Source organism: Providencia sp. UF-224 (assembly GCF_058245955.1).
Genome location: NZ_JBSICC010000018.1, coordinates 59,615 through 78,665 on the forward strand (window position 1 = coordinate 59,615; position 19,051 = coordinate 78,665).

12 protein-coding genes and 1 riboswitch are annotated in these 19,051 nt (G+C 40.0%); all 12 genes read right to left on the bottom strand.

The window, feature by feature from the left end; translation table 11 throughout:
- Positions 1–40: 40 nt before the first annotated feature.
- The gene (gene recD / locus AC4IFO_RS16155) at positions 41–1,888 is read right to left on the bottom strand and encodes an exodeoxyribonuclease V subunit alpha (protein WP_490735862.1); all 1,848 of its coding nucleotides are present in this window, start codon (positions 1,886–1,888) and stop codon (positions 41–43) included.
- Positions 1,888–5,499, bottom strand: coding sequence for an exodeoxyribonuclease V subunit beta (gene recB / locus AC4IFO_RS16160; RefSeq protein WP_490735864.1), 3,612 nt, complete (start codon positions 5,497–5,499; stop codon positions 1,888–1,890). Before recB ends, recD begins: the two co-directional genes overlap by 1 nt.
- Positions 5,496–8,399 (bottom strand): pitrilysin, encoded by a 2,904-nt coding sequence (gene ptrA / locus AC4IFO_RS16165; RefSeq protein ID WP_490735866.1) that lies wholly within the window; start codon positions 8,397–8,399, stop codon positions 5,496–5,498. Before ptrA ends, recB begins: the two co-directional genes overlap by 4 nt.
- Positions 8,400–8,416: 17 nt before the next feature.
- Positions 8,417–11,794 carry an exodeoxyribonuclease V subunit gamma gene (gene recC / locus AC4IFO_RS16170; RefSeq protein WP_490735868.1) on the bottom strand — a complete coding sequence of 1,126 codons (3,378 nt, stop codon included), beginning with the start codon at positions 11,792–11,794 and terminating at the stop codon, positions 8,417–8,419.
- Positions 11,772–12,158: a prepilin-type N-terminal cleavage/methylation domain-containing protein gene (locus AC4IFO_RS16175; protein WP_490735870.1), complete on the bottom strand. Its 387-nt coding sequence runs from the start codon at positions 12,156–12,158 to the stop codon at positions 11,772–11,774. The genes recC and AC4IFO_RS16175 overlap by 23 nt, the downstream gene beginning before the upstream one ends.
- Positions 12,155–12,592: a YgdB family protein gene (locus tag AC4IFO_RS16180; protein ID WP_490735872.1), complete on the bottom strand. Its 438-nt coding sequence runs from the start codon at positions 12,590–12,592 to the stop codon at positions 12,155–12,157. The genes AC4IFO_RS16175 and AC4IFO_RS16180 overlap by 4 nt, the downstream gene beginning before the upstream one ends.
- On the bottom strand, positions 12,592–13,197 hold the full coding sequence (locus tag AC4IFO_RS16185) for a prepilin peptidase-dependent protein (RefSeq protein WP_490735874.1): 606 nt from the start codon (positions 13,195–13,197) through the stop codon (positions 12,592–12,594). Before AC4IFO_RS16185 ends, AC4IFO_RS16180 begins: the two co-directional genes overlap by 1 nt.
- Positions 13,191–13,679, bottom strand: coding sequence for a prepilin-type N-terminal cleavage/methylation domain-containing protein (locus tag AC4IFO_RS16190; protein WP_490735876.1), 489 nt, complete (start codon positions 13,677–13,679; stop codon positions 13,191–13,193). The genes AC4IFO_RS16185 and AC4IFO_RS16190 overlap by 7 nt, the downstream gene beginning before the upstream one ends.
- Before the next feature lie 315 nt (positions 13,680–13,994).
- Positions 13,995–14,846: a thymidylate synthase gene (locus tag AC4IFO_RS16195; RefSeq protein ID WP_490735878.1), complete on the bottom strand. Its 852-nt coding sequence runs from the start codon at positions 14,844–14,846 to the stop codon at positions 13,995–13,997.
- Positions 14,847–14,960: 114 nt separating this feature from the next.
- The gene (gene lgt, locus AC4IFO_RS16200) at positions 14,961–15,857 is read right to left on the bottom strand and encodes a prolipoprotein diacylglyceryl transferase (RefSeq protein ID WP_490735880.1); all 897 of its coding nucleotides are present in this window, start codon (positions 15,855–15,857) and stop codon (positions 14,961–14,963) included.
- Between the two features lie 166 nt (positions 15,858–16,023).
- A complete protein-coding gene (gene ptsP / locus AC4IFO_RS16205; protein ID WP_490735882.1) occupies positions 16,024–18,270 on the bottom strand; it encodes a phosphoenolpyruvate--protein phosphotransferase in 2,247 nt (748 codons plus the stop codon).
- A gap of 4 nt (positions 18,271–18,274) precedes the next feature.
- Complete coding sequence (gene rppH / locus AC4IFO_RS16210; RefSeq protein ID WP_490735884.1) at positions 18,275–18,808, bottom strand: RNA pyrophosphohydrolase; 534 nt, start codon at positions 18,806–18,808, stop codon at positions 18,275–18,277.
- A gap of 113 nt (positions 18,809–18,921) precedes the next feature.
- Positions 18,922–19,019, top strand: a riboswitch (TPP riboswitch).
- Positions 19,020–19,051 lie beyond the last annotated feature (32 nt).

The following is a 19,051-nucleotide window of genomic DNA, read 5'->3' on the forward strand; positions in this document are numbered from 1 at the left end:
AGTTAAGCCGTTTAATTGCCTAAACGCCCTCTTGCTATGTTTACATTAGCTGTCTCGTTAGCCCACTACGACGCTTGGTTGGTGTTTCGATTGCTCGACGCAATACCTTCGGGTTGCCATAAAGGGATAGTTCTTTTTTTGCTCGAGTGATTGCGGTATATACCAACTCTCGAGTAATAACGGGTGAATATAATTGGGGTAACACAAATGCGGTATGAGCAAATTCCGAACCTTGGGATTTATGAACTGTCATCACATAAGCCGTTTCATGTAAAGGAAGACGGTTAGGCTGCACACCTCGAATTCCTCCATCTGGAAACTGGAAATAAGCCCTCAGATTGCCCTCTTCATCAGGTAAAATGATACCAATATCGCCATTGAACAGCCCTAATGGGCTATCGTTACGGCTAATCATAATTGGCCGACCTGCATAATGTTTATTCAAATGATTATAAGGCCGATTAATAAGACCTTGCCGATGGAGTAGTTTTTCAAGTTTATCATTTAGCCCCACGACACCAAAAGGCCCTTCTCTTAGTGCAGTTAACAAACGATATTGATTGAACTTAGATAAGATGTCTTCAGGGGATTTATTGGCTTTCACCGCAAGCAAATAATCTTCATAGCAGGCTGAAGCATCGAGTAAAATTTTCACATAATCATCTGCGGTTTCTTGCACATAATTATGCACATCCGATTGCCCTTGATTTAATAACTTTTGAGCTCGAGTTGAATTACCCTCGTTAACAGCAAAAGCGAGTTGCCCAATACCTGACTCTACCGAAAAACGATAACTTTTACGTAATAAGCACAGGCTATCACGGATAGCTGGCCCTTCGGCTGAAGAATATTCACCAAGTGAATAACCTGTAATTTCTGCTAACTGTTTCGCTCTTTCAGGGCTATAACCAATATCAGCAAACTGACAAATATCCCCCAGCACTGCCCCAGCCTCTACCGAGGCAAGTTGGTCTTTATCACCAAGAAAAATCAGCTTTGCATTTTCAGGTAGCGCCTCTATCAGCTTTGCCATCATAGGCAAATCAACCATAGACGCCTCATCAACAATTAAGATGTCTAACGATAATAAATTATTGCGATTAAAACGAAACTGCTGGCTTTCAGGTTGAGCTCCAAGTAATCGATGCAACGTTTTTGCTTGGCTTGGTAAAACTTCACGTTCTTTTTCTGTCAACGGCATACTTTTCAACGCATTACCAAGCGATTCCGTTAGCCTTGCCGCCGCTTTCCCTGTTGGAGCCGCCAGTTCAATTTTTAATTGTTGTTCAGTTCGAGTTTCCAGCTTAATTAGAGCCGCCAGTATACGAGCAACTGTCGTTGTTTTCCCTGTACCTGGCCCCCCTGAAATAATGGAGACTCGGCTGGTTACAGCAACTGCGGCTGCAATTTTTTGCCAATCAATTTCGTTTGAAATAGGAAAAAGGCTATCTAACACAGCTTGAATTTGTTGATTCTGGCTATTTTTAACTGATGTGTTAGAGAAAAAATGTGCAACACATTGCTCATACTGCCACATCCGTTGAAAATACAAATAATTTTCCGAAAGCAATAACGGAGAAAGTCTATTTTCTGATGTTAAAGAAACCGCATCTGAGCTTTGCACAGCTTGATAAATCTTTTCTTCGTCGGGATGCCCCATTTTCTGCCAGAAATCATTAGCAAGCTCTTGGTGTCGCCCTGAAAATAGGTTATCAAGTGTCACGTCGGATAATGCTAAACACACATGCCCCGTCATGGTTTCTGCACTCAGTAGCGCAGCAATAACCAATAAAATAGGACTATTTTCATCAGCAATGCTGTAAGCAAATTGCACATCTAAAGGCGTAAAAATGTGCTCTTCAATCCCTCGATTAAAAAGAGATTTCATTAGCATGCCTCCTTGTCGGGTGTATCGCTAAACAAGTGGTCGAAAGCTTGAATAAACTCTTTTACAGGACGATAAAAGAAAATACCATTTTGTGAATTAACGTTATCAATCCCTCTTAAGAAGAGATAATACACACCACCGAAATACGTTTCGTAATCATAGTCTGGTAAACGTTGTTTTAAATAGCGATGTAGCGCTAAAGAATATAATTGATATTGTAAATCATAACGATGGTCGATCATGGCTTCAGCCATCGCTTCTTGAGTGTAGTATGAAGCATCTTCACCAAGGTAATTCGATTTATAATCAAGTAAATAGAATTTTCCATTCCAATAGAATGTTAAATCGATAAACCCTTTTAAAATCCCCTGAACTTTTTCAAAATTCAATGGTGGGCACCGCTTAGATAACGGGTCATATTCATGCGTTATATTATCTACGTTTTTTGCATTAATAATGGCGTCAATAGGCAGATAAAACTGCATTTCATCTAGCTGGTCTTGCGGCTGCAATGCAGATAAACAGAGCCCATCCTCAGCAAGGGGGGCTTCTACGATTGCCTTTAACCATTCCTGCAACATTGGAGCCCATTCAACATCAAACCCTGAACTTTCGAGTTTTTCTGTTAACCAGTCGAGTGCAACAGGCTCACTAAAGCTAATTTCTTCCATCAATGTATGCAAAAAAGTTCCGGGGGATGCACCTTTAGGAAATTGATGAGGGGTTAAGGTATTAGCGCTTTCATCTTCTTGTTGCTCGATATCAATACTAGCCTCAACATCCATTTTAGGTGCCAATGAATTTGCAAACTGTAATGGAGAGATAGTTTGCTCATCTTCTGAATGGCTTGCCCCATAACTCAGCCCTGAGTAGCTTGTTACTCGCCAATAATCGTCAAAATAGCGTGTTAGCTCCCTAGCCATTAAATCATCATGCATTTGTGTATCGAGAACTAGTCTTTTAGATTCAACCTGATCAATAGAAATGACATCAATAATTTCGTTACTAAGCTCACTTAACATACTATTTAGCAGCGAATAATCTCCTGCTTCTCCTTTTTGGATAACATAACCGAGTGCCGATAAATGTAAGTCAGTTTCTCCACTTTTCTTTCTATTCCCCTTTATTAACGGGGCAATACCAACACTACAATGGTAAATAGCACGAGTTAATGCCACATATAATAAACGGAGATCTTCAGCTAAACGTTCTTCATCTGCTAAAGCAACAGTTTCATCACTATCTTCTATATCTAACCTCGTGCCATAGTCATTTCGGTCATGATATAAGCCTTTAGATTGCGGTAAGAAATTACTGGCAAAAGGTAACCATACAATTTTATATTCAAGGCCTTTAGATTTGTGGATTGTACTAATTTGAACAAGGTGTTTATCACTTTCCAAGCGCATCTGCTGTGCGTCTGATTGGTGGTCAGGATGAGCTATTTGTTGCGCTAACCAGCGTGTTAGTGTGTGCTCACCTTCAAGTTGAAGTGACATTTCCTGCAATAGCTCACCGATATGCATGACGTCCATTAACCGCCTTTCACCATCAGTCGCAGATAATAATGTTTCAGCAATATGACGCTGTGACATTATCATTCTTAGCATTGGCAATACGCCTCGTTTTTGCCAGACGGTCAAATAGCGAGAGAACTCATCAACAAGACCCTCCCATGCTTTTTCATCATGGTTAAGCACATCAATATCTTCAGCTGTTAGTCCTAAAATCCCTGTCGCGAGTGCACTTCGTAATACCCGTTCTTTTTCAGGGGCCAACACCGCCTGTAATAGCCATAATAAATCCCTAGCTTCAGGTGTTGAAAATACACTTTCACGATTTGACTGAAAGACAGAAGGAATATTTAACTGATTTAAAGCATCTCGAATCAACACAGCTTCACGACGACTGCGCACCAGCACAGTAATATCTGACGCAGCCACAAAAACCTGTTTTTCATTATTTTTAAAGTAAGTTTCACCATCTAACCCACCTTGAAGATATTGTGCAATTTGCGCTGCGCACTGTTTCGCAATGGCTTGTTCATATTCAGATACGGAAACCGCTTCTGCATCTAACTGCCAAAAAGTGAGCGCTTTGACTTCATGATTTTTGTGGACCAGTTTTTTCCCTGCATTTTGTTGTGCGAAATTAACAGGCTGGAATGGTATTTGTTCAAAAATAAAAGGTGATTGGCAATGGCTAAACACGCGATTTATGGCTTCAACCATACTTTGTGATGAGCGATAGTTAGTTTCTAATGTGTAGTGAGCACTAACTTCCTTTTTCGCTTCAATATAGGTAAAAATATCTGCGCCACGAAAAGCATAGATGGCTTGTTTTGGATCGCCGATAAATAAAAGAGCCGTATTATCAACACCTTGATAAATTCGCTGAAAAATACGGTATTGCTGTGCGTCTGTATCTTGGAACTCATCAATCATCGCCACAGGAAAGCGCTGGCTAATCGCCTGTGCTAAGAACTTTCCGCCATCATGGCTAAGCGCACGATCCAAGCGAGTTAAAAGGTCATCAAAACCCATCTCCCCACGGCGGTGTTTTTCATCCGCTATCGTCTGCCTAACTTCTGAAATCGCTAATGGAATAACAATATCTTTTAAAGTTAATGATTGAGTGAGTAACGTCTCAATTTGCTGAAAAACCTCGTGCTCAGGGCCTTGGCCACTTTTTGATTTCTCATGCAATACTGTTTGAGAAAAACGAATAAGATCTTTTGGAAAGTCATAATCTTGGGTTACTTCTTCTGCCCATTGACCAATTTTTATTAGCCAACTAGGCAAAAAACGAGAACTGTAACTTCGTTTATCAACGTCAGAGTCCGCAATTAGCTTTTCGAAATCCCCTTCATTTTCTCGCCAAGATGATTTCACTGATTCAATCAGAGAAATTAAGCGTTGGTGCCGTCCCTCCAATGACTCTTGAACCTTGGGCTGATTAATAATGAGCGGCATATCCCCTTGTAGAAAAGGCCTTATTTCAGCTAAAAGCGCTTCAGGGCCATTCCATTCGGACTGCACGACTTTAGTCATTGAATAATCAAGCGGGTAAAAATGACGGCGCCAAAAATCTGCACAAGCCTGCTTTTGAATCGGAAATTCATCTTGGATCATTGTTTGCTCAAAGAGTACTCCTGATTCAAATGCATTATGCACTAGCATTCTTTGGCAAAATCCATGGATAGTATAAATGGCGGCTTCATCCATTTGCCGTTCAGCAGCCAATAGCCACTCTTCTGCAAATTTTAGTTGCTCTTCACCTGAAAGCTCACCTAGTAATTCCAGATACTCAGGTTGAGATTCAAACCCAACCCCATTTCGTAAGCAAACCAAACGCATTTCATGAATTCGCTGGCGAATTCGCCCACGCAATTCATTCGTTGCGGCTTCCGTGAATGTCACAACCAATATTTCTTCAACACTAAGCGGCCTAGGAAACGCATTTTCGCCCCCCAGACCTAATAAAAGCCGCAGATAGAGTATACCAATGGTGTATGTTTTTCCTGTCCCTGCCGAAGCTTCAATCAGTCTTTGTCCACTTAGTGGCAAAGAAAATACATTCAATAATTGGGACTCTACCTGCATTTTATTCACTCAGCATCTTCCTTTATTGGCAAAATCTTTTGTAACTCTGAAGCTGTTGGGTAAAACACCCAGCCTTTCAATTGAGCAAAACCGGACTTATCGTCAACACCTTGACCAATGACTTGCGATGTTAACGCTAGCCCTTTGCGTTTAATGACTGCATTTTCATAATATTCAATGACTTGATTTTTAGTTGCTGACCCTAAAGCTGATAACACTTTATCACGAGTATCAAAGCTAAAAATATTGCGTGAAAAGTCTGATGAATAACGTCCTAGCTCTTCGTAAAATGTCTGCGGTGGCTGGTTCATTTCAGTGATAATTGATTGTTTATACTGATTAAATTCATCAACTGGTAGTTTTTTAAGCTTATCTAAGGCCTGAATATAAAATGCTTGATAGCGCGTGTTAAGATAATCTGGTGTCTTAGCATTGCTTTGTAGTAAAAAGCCCATCCCCCACTGATCACCTAAGCCAGATTTAAATGCAAATACTGCATAACCTAGCTGCTCATTAGTCCTTAATTGATCATAGAACCAAGGCTGAATCACCTTCGCTAAGATACCTGACAACACTGCGCCATCTATACGGCTATAACCATCTGGCACAAAGATTTCAGCAAGCGCGTTATCGGTACTATTCCCTTGTTTATGGAAATCAGCTAAATAGTTTTTATCAATAACGACCACATCGCCACGCCACCATTCAGTCCCCTCACTATTTAATAGCTTTTGAGCATCCTGAATTGTTTTGATGCTTTGCGACTCATTAATGTTACCGAAAACGAGTGCTTGTAATGCCGCGCTTTTCACCAATAGCTGGCGATAATGAGTTAGGTCACTAAGTGATATTTTATCCAACTCTGCAAGGCGCTGTTCTTGTTCAAAGTAAGGGACACTATTAATACGCTGAAGAGGTTGCATTGCTAATTCATAAGCTTTCGCATTATTTGCGACAGCAATTTGTTCCTTATACCAAGATTTTGCCTGTGCTAACTCTTGCTCTGTAGGCTCAAAGCTTAAATACAGCTTAGTCATGGACAAAAAGAGCTCAGGTAAATGTTGGGTATAACCGCTGGCATTAAGCTGTAAGCCAACACCTTGAGAAACGGAAACAGACATTCCTGCAACCGATGCTTGATATTGCAGTTCATCCATTTTTAATGAAGAAATATATTGCAGTAATGCCCCTGTCACTTGGTCTTTCGCAGTTTGGTCGCCTTGTTTTGTACGCAAAGACAACGTGATACTTGCTTTTGGCTCATCTGCAAAATATTGGCTTGGCATATATAACACACGAGTATTTCCTTTTTCATAAATAAACTCAGGGTGTTTATAGACCTTTTCAGATTTAATTAATGGTAGTTTATCGGCAATGTAAGGGTTTAATGTTGGTAATTTAAAGTGCATTTTTGACTCTAAACTATCCCAATCTTTAAACTGTTTTTGCGTGATCTGATCAACTTGGTAAGGTGCTTCGACAAAATACGCTTTTTTGTTGCTTGGTTCGTCAGGGCTAATAAACCAAATTCGCGCATTTTTAGCCGTCAGCTCAGATAGACGTTGCTTAATAGCAGCAGGGTCATATTTATCCGCAATATAATCAGAATCAAGTACATGATTAACAGGGACATCTATCATTTGATCAGATAACCATTCGATGTAGTTCATATCCCTAACAACTGAACCATAACGGAAAGATAAGTTAAGCACTTTTGAAATTTCATCAAAGTAACTTTTGCTTATGCCATCATTTTTGATTAAATCAATATAAGAAAAGATAGCGGCAATAATCTGGTCACGCTCCTGCAACCCTTTATCCGTTAAAGTGACATAGATAGAAAAAGAACCATAATTTCTGTCTGCATTTGGCGATGCTGATGCACTTATCCCTTCAGCTAAACCTTGTGAAATCAGCCAGTCAGCTAATGTTCCAGGGCTACGATTTCCAAGTAAGTAACTAATATAACTATCACTTTTGCTACGAAAATCCGCCATGTTATTTTTAATGCTAAACTCAATTTGAATCGCTTTTTGCGGTTGAGCTGGCACGTAATGAATAATAATGCCTTTTTCTTTATCTGTAACCGCTTGAGTACTAATGGCTGGAACACTGGCATTAAAATTAGGAATACGACCAAATGTTTCTTGCGCTATTTTCGCGAGAGAATCAATTGATTGATCACCATAGAGAACACCATTCATCAAATTCGCTGAATAATAATGTTTATAAAAACCAACAAGCTCATCCTGTAATTTACTGTTAGGCTTATCTTTTAACGTTTCTAAGTTACCACCAGAAAAACGAGAATTAGGATGTTGCGGGTTTAGTGTTTCAGAACGCACTTGCCATATACGCATTCCATCGCGAGAACGTGCCATCGTTAGTTCCGCATTAACCGCATTACGCTCTCTATCTGCATTGATAGGATCTAATAACGGTTCTGCTAATGCATCAGCTAATCTGTCAGTCGCTTCTTTTAAGGCGCCATTCTCTACTTCAAAATAGTATGCTGTACGATGAGGTGCTGTACTTGCATTATGACTACCGCCATGTTTTTGTAAAAACTCAGAAAAGCTACTTGGCTCAGGGTATTTTTTAGAACCCATCAATACCATATGTTCTAAATAGTGAGCTAAGCCTAATTGGCTGTCTGGGTTTTCAATACTTCCTACAGGGATGGAAACGGCAGCCAATGATTTGGTTGCTTTAGCATCAGAAACCAATAAAACCGTCATATCATTATTCAGCTTTATTGCCTTATACTCGCGAGGATCGCTTTCACTCTTATTAATAGTTTCAGGCAACAATTGCCAGAGTGGTTGAGCCGCAATAGCAACAGCACTGCCACACCCTAATACTATGAATAATAAGAATAGTTGGGCGATCTTTTTGGATAAATATTGCATCCTATAATGCACTCCCGTTATTTTAAATATTTAGTCATTGGCTGTAAAAAACGCTGAGTATTCTGTATCAGCGACTGAACCATTGTACTGTTCAAGTTTCTACAAGCCCTCAACACGTAATCATCTTCCATCTCGCCTTTTTTCATCGAACTCCCTTGCAGACTTTGAATTAAGGCTGATAATGCTTTTTGTTGGCTTTCTTCTGATGAAAAGTCATATTGCTTCGTTTTTTTATCAAAACAAGCCGTTAACCAATTCCAGCCACTTTGGTTTAAAAGAATTAATGGCGTGTTTAGACCTTCACAATAACCTTTTACTAAGCTTTTTAAGTAACCTAATGCGTCATCTTGTTCAATGGATGAAAACTGCCAAATACTGTTATCACGCCCCAATGCAACACTTTCCCCTTCACCAACCTGAGCATTAAAAAAAAGATGCTCAATCCATAATTGAATACCGTCATTTGCAGTTAGGTAAGCTGGCCGATAACGTAATATGCCTGCTTCGTGCACATTCTTAAGCTGACCTGTAATTTTGATCCCATCTATTTCACAATCTATTGGGTAATCAAACTGCTGAACCTCATACTCTTTTATTTTTTCAGCGAGAGGAACAATTTCATTGAGTTGTTGTTCCCAAAAAAGCTGACCAAATTGTTTTGCAGGCAATTGCCCCGATGCTTTAAGCGCATGATAAAAAGGATCAGGGCTTTCCTCTTTGACAAGCAAATCTAAAATTTGATCATTAATTTTATAGCGTTGTAACCGCCCAAGAATAAAAGGTTCCTCTTCAGGAAGTTCAGTTTCTTCAATTGAAAAATGCACTTTCAGACGCTGCTGGAAAAATGCACGAATAGGGTGGCGATAAAAACGCAAAAGTTGCTCCAAGGAAATATGCGTAATTTCCTCTTCAGGATCTTTGAGAACTGAACAAAAAGAGTTTTCTACTCGCCCGGTTGTCTTAGCCGCTGGTAACCACTCTTTTGCAAAACTTTGATAAGGTGTTTGAGGAATATAGTTTTCTTTCGCAAAAGGTACTCGGGTATGCTGGGTGACCAGATGAGATTTTAACTGCTTAGAACTATCATCAATATTAAGTAACTCATCACCTTCCAAGCAGAAGCTTTGACAAATATAATCAAGTAATTCAGACACTAAGACAGACGGGTTACATGGTTGATTATCACGAATTGAAAGACCAATATAGCTGATATAAAGCTGCTTAGTTGCCGAATTGAGCGCCTCTAAAAAAAGGTATCGGTCATCATCTCGACGCTTTCTATCTCCTCTTGCAGGTTTCTCTGCCATCAAATCAAAACCTAGAGGTGGAATGCTTCGTGGGTAAATGCCATCATTCATGCCAAGCAAGCAAACGACCTTAAATGGAACAGAACGCATTGGCATCAATGTACAAAAGTTGACTGCTCCGGCTAAAAAGCGTTGGCTCATTTTTTCGTCATCAAAACGAACTGAAAGCTCGTCTCTGATCAAGCGCAGTGGAATAGGTTTGTCATAACCTGATCCCATAGCATTTTCGATGATTTGATGCCACTGTTCGGTTAAAAGAGCCAGAACTAGCTCTGTCTCACTATCAACTATAAAGCAGCTATCAATAAGTTGCTGACAAAGTTCTTTCCATTTATCAAGTGGTCGTTCTTGCTCTAATATTGTACGCCACTCTCTTAATGTATTAATCAATAAAGCTAATTTACCCGCTAATTGTGCAGCTAAGCCACTACATTCATCATAAGGCAAAATACCGTTCCATGGCCCATTTCGGCTATCCATCGCATAACCTAATAACATTCGGCTCAAACCAAATTGCCATGTATTTTGCCCTATAACAGGTAAAGCAAACGAGCGTACATTGTCATCATCTAATCCCCAACGGATCCCTGACTCATTCACCCAACGACGCAATAAACTTAGCTCACTTTCATCAATTCCAAAACATTGAGAAAAAGCCTTAACCTCAAGTAAGGCGAGGACTTGTTCTGTTGAAAAACGGCTTTGAGGCAAATCTAACAACATAATAAATGCTTGTAAAATTGGATGGGCTTGCAAAGCTTTTCTGTCAGAAATAGAGAATGGAATATAGCGCGTGGATGCAGCATTACCAAAAACAGATTGAATATAGGGAGCGTAGCTATCGATATCTGCTACCATAACAATCACATCCCTTGGTGTTAAGGATGGATCCTCCTCAAAAATAGCCAGCAAACGGTCTTGTAATACTTCAACTTCACGTTGTGCACTGTGGCATAAATGGAATGTTATGGAATCATCCCATTCTTGTATTAATCTTTTTCCTTGGCTCGTTTCATAGCTTGCCAATGTTGTGCCAAGCTGAGCATGGTTTTCAAGGTCTAAAATATCTTGCTGGATATTTTCTAGTAGGCTCGCTCTACTGGTATCAACATAAGCAAAAATTTCATTCGCTGTATCAATTTGAGAAATAAAATATAAATTATCTCGCCCCAGCTTTCCCCACGAAGCTAGTAACGGATTAACAATATCCTGCTCACCATCATCATTAAATAGATGAGGTACATGCTCTTCAATTTTAAAACGTGATATTTCATGTTTATCAAGATAATGGCGTAATTTTCTTTGTTGTAGCTTAGCTAAAAAAGAGGCACTTTGAATATCCCCCCAATAGTAACGACAGGGGTTTGTAAACATCAAATGGATATCTGTATGCTCTGCAATTGCACTCAAAGCTTGAAGATAAACAGGAGGAAGAGATGAAACTCCACAAATAAAAATACGCTTAGGAAGCATTTTTCCTAAAGAGGGTGTACTTTGCAATTTGCCAATAAAATTTTCGTATAAATTAGCGCGGTGCCAAGGTGATTGGTTTAATTCATTTGAGTATTCAACTAGACATAACCACAGCCTTTTTTGCCATAGTTGATTGGTACTAAGCCCTTCTATTAGCTCATTTTGTTGCCATTTTTCAATCCATTGAGGCCGATAAACTAAATATTGGTCAAAGAGGTCTGCAACTCTGCCCGCAAGCTGATGAAGTTTTCTTTTGTCTGTATCATGCTGCAAATAATGCCTTAACGGTTCAAATTCTTCCTCATCAATAACAGTGGGTAAAATCGTCATTAATTTCCATGTCATTGCTTGCTTGGTATATGCACTTTCTTTCGGAATATCTGGCAGGATGCATCTAAACATATCCCAGATAAATGTAGCTGGAAGTGGGTAGTTTATATTCGCTGCAATCCCAAATTGTTTTGCGAGTTCAATCTGTAACCACTGGGACATTCCAGGGCTTTGCACTAAAATAATTTCCTGCTCAAAAGGATGCGATAAAGGTTCATTTTTCATTAAATGAGCAATGAGCTCTTTTAACAAATCTAATTGGTTAGAATGATAGACTTGAAACATGACGCTCTCCTATTGAGCAATACCAACGGCTAAGCGAAAGCCGTTGCCTAGGAATAAGTAATGAAACCATCAACTCAGAGCAAAACTCCGCTGGGTAGCGGTGATTGCGTTCAATCTTCCCAACAGAGTATCGTAAATCTGTATCAATGAAAGGCCTTTCCGTCTTCGAAATTTCATCATTTGGTATTCTTTGGTTTTCTAATACACTATGCAATTCTCTGATAGCCATTGAACTCTTATATAATTGATTAAAATTCAACATGATATATTGTGTATAGTTTAACAAAGCAATAAGCAAGATGGCAAAAACGACCATAGCAATTATAGATTCTATTAATGCAAACCCTTGTTGATGTATTTTCACAAACAAAATCCCTTTTGTTTAACTGGGCAGTAATCTAACCAACCATTCTTACGAGGCGTAATTTTTTGTTTCAGAGCATCCCATTCAACCCATTGATATACTTTAATATCTAAGCCATCCTTGTAAGGGCTTTGACCCGATAAAATAGAAATTGAACGACTATAAGGTTTTAAGCAACTTGTCCAATTTTGTGTTGCATTCTGCTGACAAATCCATTTTTTCTTTATATTCGTTTCCCAAGATAATGTTAGCCCCCATGCCAATGCCGATTCAGCCCGATTAAACTCATTATAATATTTCGTTTCTTTGTGCCACTCATCCTGTGCACGTCTTTGGAAAAAATGGAGAGAGCTGATTAATAACAAGCCCATTGTCATTAAAACCACAGTCATCACTAAAGCAATATTACCTCTTTGGCTGTCCATTTTTACCATTATAAATTCCTAAGTTTTACAGCAATTCGATAATCAAAGGCCTGTCTAGGTAATAACTTTGTTTCAACACTCATAACAACTTCAAGTAGTTGAATATTCATAAGCCAATTAAAGGATAATTTTTTTACAGTCACCAATTTTGCATCAAACAATGACTGCCAGCGTGTTCCTCTACAATCCCTAACATTCCGGTTTGACTCTAACTTTCCATTATTTAACCGATAACCAAAAAAATCTGTCTCAGTTGTTTTTGACTTAACATCAACCCATTTTCCTGATAAATCTTGGTCATAAGCAAAAATGATACACGTGTTTCTCCCCTCACTTAATGATTTAGCACTAATCGCTATCGGCTCACCAGCACAGTCAGAATCGCTACAATAACCAATACGCCTAAAGTCCTTTTCCATATTCAGTAAGATTTGCCAGACCTCCCTATTTAACTGATATTGAAAATACGCTCTATAAGCTTCCTTAAAGATTGAAGGAATACTACTCATCACAGCAACACAAATAAGACTACTTATCGCCATCGCAACCAACATCTCTATTAACGTAAATCCCCTTTGTTTTGTCTTGTTTAAGTAACGTATTGGGATCAACATTTAGGTACTCCAGCCACACTGCGATGTGAACACGTTCTAACCCGCCCTAAAGCAGACATGTAAACAGAAATAGCATCATTTTTATTCTTTAACTGAAAACTAAATGCGCGGCTTGTCCCTTGCTTTCCATATAAGTCAACTGAGGTTCGTGTTGATTTAGCAAGCTCAATTCCCTGATATTTATCAGACGTTATTTTTCCTAGCTCTTGGTGTGTATTTGCATCTTTAATGGATATCCACCAATTAGTTTTCCCTAAACTCACTAAAAGGATTTGATGCCGATTTAAATAAATCCCTTCTTTTACATAACCATAAATAAATTCAGATAGTTGCCTCGTCGTATCAACGAGTCGTTGCCGCTCTAAGTGTTGTTGCCAGTAATACAACCCCGAAAAAGTAGTCAAAGAACAAATAAAAAGCACAACTAAAACCTCAATTAATGTGAAACCTAGCTGCTGAATTTGGCTAAACCCGTTTTTCATAAATACCTCCGTGTATGGCATATATGCAAAGGAGAATTCTGCCTGAATTCACACACGTAACGAGCCAATATTTTCTTATTTACATAGCGCTTCCCAAAAGAATGTATATGCCCTAGACACATTCAAATTGTTTTGCGAAGCGCTTCGCAAAACAATTTAAGGGAAAAAAAATGAGCTGTTTTCTTACTCAGAGAGCAACAAAATAAAATACATCGGAAGACAAGAAGAACTACAGGAGGGAAATATGTATTCAAAAATAAAACTTATAGTGGCTCTATGTCTAAAGCCACCATAGCAAAGAAAGGGGATTGTTAGCTAAACAGTAAAGGGATATTTGATAGCTTCATGGCATTGATACCCATCAAGTGTGAAGTCATCGGTAGTTACCCATGTTTCTATATCTTCTAACGTTCTAATTTCCGGATTCATTGTTAATGAAGGAGAAGAAAATGGTTCACGTTTTAATTGCACATCTCTCATCAACGGTAACTGGTTTTCATAAATATGTGCATTTACAATCTTATGATAGGCCTTACCTGCTTTATGGCCCGTGATCCGCGCCATTAAAGCAAGTAAAACAAAACATTGTACTTGATTGAAATTCAAACCGAGCGGAACATCACAGCTGCGCTGATATGATGTTAGATGCAGTGTATCGCCTAATAGTGAAAATGTATGAGTGTGCATACAAGGACGCAAGCACCCCATATCAAACTCACCTGGGTTATAGAAAGTGATGATTTCCGCGCGGTCATCAATACCATTTTTTAAGTTATTAACAACTTTCTGAAGTTGATCAAGATGAGTGCCATCTGGGCGTTGCCATGAGCGGCCTTGAACACCATAAACACGGCCCATATCATCCTCACCCTTCCGATGGGGATTATTCAGCCAAGCTTGGTTTTCATTCGCATTTGCGTTCCAAGTGTTGCAACCAATTTCACGAAATTGTGCTGCATTATCATAACCGCGCAAGTAACCGAGTAGCTCTGCAATCGCTGCTTTATAAAAGCTTTTACGAGTCGTAATCAAGGGGAATTGATTATTACCAACATCATATTCAAGATCGGCATTGATAATAGTTAAACAACGAACGCCTGTGCGTTTGTTTTCAACCCATTGCCCTTCATCAATAATACGTTGGCATAAATCTAGATACGGCTTCATAGTGGCTCTCTTTTATTCAAAAATAACTTAACTGGTATGCTTAGTACTAAATACGTTATCTTCAGCGAAATTGTTGTACTTAAAATACTAAGCTAACCACAATAACAATGCTAGCTAACTACCTTTAGGCTCTTTTTCTGGCTTATGAGCAGGAACATTTTTACCATACTTATATGCCCATACAATCATTAAAATACCAATGACTATCATAGGAATAGATAAAATTTGCCCCATACTAATACCACCAAACAACCCAAGTTGAGCATCTGGCTGCCTAAAGAACTCCACAATAATCCTAAATGCACCGTAGCCGATTAAAAACAGCCCTGAGACACTGCCCATTGGCCTTGGTTTACGGACAAATAAGTTAAGAATAAGGAATAAAACAATGCCTTCTAAAAACATTTCATACAGCTGCGATGGATGCCTTGGTAACACACCATATTGCTCTAAGATCGGCAGTAAAGAAGGGTCTTGAGCCGCCAATTGGATATCTTCGCTGCGTGAATGCGGAAACAAGAAAGCCCAAGGTGTATCAAGGGTGACACGCCCCCACAACTCGCCATTAATAAAGTTACCGATACGCCCCATTCCTAAACCAAACGGGATCAATGGAGCCACAAAGTCAGAAACTTGGAGAAAACGACGACGAGTACGATGTGCAAACCACATCATGGCGCAAATAACACCAATTAAGCCGCCATGGAAGGACATTCCACCATCCCATACTTTAAAGAGATAAAGCGGGTCATCGAGGAAAACAGGGAGATTATAGAAAAATACGTAGCCAAGGCGGCCACCGACAAAAACACCAACAAAACCAACATATAGCAGGTTTTCAACTTCATTTTTAGTCCAGCCGCTATTTGGTTTTGCTGCACGGCGTCCCGCTAACCATAACGCAAAAACAAAACCAACAAGGTACATAAAACCATACCAGTGCAGCGATACTGGCCCAATTGAGAACATAACAGGATCAATTTCCGGAAATGCTAAGTAGCTGTTACTCATCGTTCCCCACTTTTAATGATTAAGCCAACACCTTGCTGGCCATAAAATATTCAATACGCTTCAATTAGTTGAAGAGCGCGAAAGCATACAACAAAAAACACAATGACTTATACTCGAATATATTCATTTTCGACTAATTTAGCGTCAGGCTAACAGGGAAAATAAGCTAAATACCACCACGAACAAACCCACCTAGACGGTGAATTTCCATAAAGAGGCTAGCTTCCTTCCTAACACTTTCACTTGTCTCTGCGGTTAATAATTTATCTACTAAATCAGACATTAACACGGGATCAAGCTGTCGAATAAGGTATTTCATCCGAGGAACACTTCGCCCACTCATACTTAAAGAGCGGTAACCAAGGGCAATTAATATCATAGCACTGAGTGGCTGGCCTGCCATCTCACCACACACACTAACAGGAAGCCCCAAGCGCTGACACTCTTCGCTGACCTTCGCAAGAAAGCGAATAATTGCAGGGTGGAGATTATCATATAGCGCCGCGACATGTGTATTATTGCGGTCAACAGCAAGTAAATATTGTGTAAAGTCATTGGTGCCAATAGAAATAAAATCGACACGTTTTTTTATCTCTGGCAATAAAAATAGCAATGAAGGTACTTCAAGCATCACGCCCACTTGCGGCATTTTTACGGGTTGCCCAAGCAACTGACTCACCTCTTCTTTTGCTCTTTTTATTAATGAAATAGCTTCATCTATTTCATTAATACTCGTCACCATCGGCAAAAGAATCCGTAAATTTCCTGATAACGCATTAGCCCGTAACATTGCCCTTAATTGAATTAAAAAAATCTCAGGTTGATCAAGCATAATGCGGATCCCTCGCCAGCCTAGGCTTGGATTTTCCTCACTAATAGGCATATACGGAAGCTGTTTATCTGCCCCAATATCAAGGGTACGTAACACGACTGGCTTTGTTGGAAATAGCTGTAAAACTTCTTTATATAGCTGTTTTTGTTCATCTTCTGAAGGAAAACCATTATGCAGCATAAACGGCAGTTCTGTGCGGTATAGCCCAACACCATCAACACCAATATTAATTTGCTGCTCATAGCGCGGACTCAACCCTGCATTTAGGTATATCTGTACCTGCTCACCACCTATTAAGGTCGCATCTTGCTCTAAGGTTCCCTCCGCCAAACGACTAATAACGTTTTCTTCTTCAATAATCTGCTGATATTCTTGAATAATTAGATTTTCGGGCTCAATAAAAACTTCGCCACGATAACCATCTAAAATCAAATGGCGGTTATGCAGTAAAGACGGTTCAATATCCGCCCCCATAATGGCAGGAATACCCATCGCTCGGATTAAAATTGCCGAGTGCGAGTGTGTTGCGCCATCACGTACGATAACACCCGCTAGTTGCTCCATTGGCAATTCAGCAAGCACACTGGCGCTGAGTTCATCAGCCACTAAAATAAAGCGTTCAGGCCATTGTTCATTCGCCGTTAACGTATCATCAAGATGGAATAATAAGCGCTGGCCTAACGCCTTAAGATCTGCGCCTCGCTCTCTTAAATAGAGATCACGTAAACGAGAAAATTGCTCAACATAGTTTTCGATAACTGTTTTCACAGCCCATTCAGCGGCTGCGCCACCATCAATGGCAGTAAATAAATGTTTTTTAAGCTGGGGGTCACTAAGCAGGTGATTATAAAGATCAAAAATTGCCGCACTTTCTTTCGCAGAGCTCGCCATAAAGCGCTTGCTGATCCGCCGGCACTCGGCTGTTGCACTTTCTAATGCCGTGATTAAACGTTGTTTTTCGCTGTCGATATCAATGGCACTGGTTTGACTGATACTGTCAAAAGAAGGTTGCGAAGTATCTTGCCAACCATAGGCCATTGAAATTCCCTGAGAAACAGGGATGGCTTTAATTCTATTTTGCCGATATTGCCCAAAAATCCCTTTGGCTTGTGCTTGCGATAGGATCACCGCGAGCTGCATCGACAGTGTCACCATAAAAGATTCTTCTGTCTCATTAAACAATCGTTTCTCACGCTGTTGAACCACCAGCACGCCAAGTAGTTGTCGACGATAAACAATGGGGACACCAAGAAAGGCTTTAAGTTGCTCTTCTTTTAATTGAGGAAGGTATTTGTATTGAGGATGTTCACGGGCATCAGCGAGGTTTAGCATTTCAGATTGGCGCCCAACCGCACCAACAACGCCTTCGTCAAAGCCAAGGCGAATAGCAATCCCGCTAGGTTTCTTTAACCCGCGGGTTGCCATTAAGTAATAGCATTGGCGGGGATGATCGGCTAAGTAAATCGAACACACATCAGTTCGCATTGCTTTGCAGGTCTCGTCCACCAATACTTCAAGCGCATCGGTCAAACTTGTCGCCATCGCAACTTTTTCGACAATTTCACGTAAACGCATCAACATAGGCTTACTTTGCTCCGCGCCTACGGTTATTAAAAGCAGGTCGTTGTGGTAATTTTTGTTCCTGTAAAGGCATTACAATTGGAGCGAATTCCTTCATAACACGGCGATAAACTTCCCGTTTAAAAGAAACCACCTGCCTGACAGGATACCAATAACTGACCCATCGCCAGCCATCAAATTCTGGCGATTTACTGCGCTGCACGTTTATATCAGCATCATTACATTGCAGTTGGAGTAAAAACCAACGCTGTTTCTGCCCAATACAAACCGGTTTTGTATCCCAACGCACCAAACGCTTGGGTAATTTGTAACGTAACCAATTACGGGTAGATGCCAATAACCTGACATCCTTACGCTGTAGCCCAACTTCTTCGTATAACTCACGATACATCGCTTGCTCTGGTGATTCCCCCGGATTGATGCCTCCTTGAGGGAACTGCCAAGAGTGTTGACCATAGCGGCGAGCCCATAAAACCTGCCCTTGCCGATTACAAATTACGATTCCTACATTCGGGCGGTAGCCATCATCATCAATCACTCGACTACCCCAATAACCAAATTTGAAAGATGCCTAATTGTTTCACACATACCCTAACTGGTAAACCTATATCAATACAGTTTGCAGATATGTCCGAAGTCTCTACAATAGTGAGCGTCTCAACGGGGTGCCAAATTTATTTTGGCTGAGAAATAACCCGTAGAACCTGATCCGGTTAATACCGGCGTAGGGATTTGAGCCACCGCTTGCAAACCTGCATCGGTTCACTCTCAAATCCTGTGT

Excerpts from the sequence above, each read along its gene's own strand:
- recD (WP_490735862.1), bottom strand. The coding sequence starts at position 1,888 with ATGAAATCTCTTTTTAATCGAGGGATTGAAGAGCACATTTTTACGCCT.
- ptrA (WP_490735866.1), bottom strand. The coding sequence starts at position 8,399 with ATGCAATATTTATCCAAAAAGATCGCCCAACTATTCTTATTATTCATA.
- recC (WP_490735868.1), bottom strand. The coding sequence starts at position 11,794 with ATGTTTCAAGTCTATCATTCTAACCAATTAGATTTGTTAAAAGAGCTC.
- AC4IFO_RS16180 (WP_490735872.1), bottom strand. The coding sequence starts at position 12,592 with ATGGTAAAAATGGACAGCCAAAGAGGTAATATTGCTTTAGTGATGACT.
- AC4IFO_RS16185 (WP_490735874.1), bottom strand. The coding sequence starts at position 13,197 with ATGTTGATCCCAATACGTTACTTAAACAAGACAAAACAAAGGGGATTT.
- AC4IFO_RS16190 (WP_490735876.1), bottom strand. The coding sequence starts at position 13,679 with ATGAAAAACGGGTTTAGCCAAATTCAGCAGCTAGGTTTCACATTAATT.
- AC4IFO_RS16195 (WP_490735878.1), bottom strand. The coding sequence starts at position 14,846 with ATGAAGCCGTATCTAGATTTATGCCAACGTATTATTGATGAAGGGCAA.
- lgt (WP_490735880.1), bottom strand. The coding sequence starts at position 15,857 with ATGAGTAACAGCTACTTAGCATTTCCGGAAATTGATCCTGTTATGTTC.
- ptsP (WP_490735882.1), bottom strand. The coding sequence starts at position 18,270 with ATGTTGATGCGTTTACGTGAAATTGTCGAAAAAGTTGCGATGGCGACA.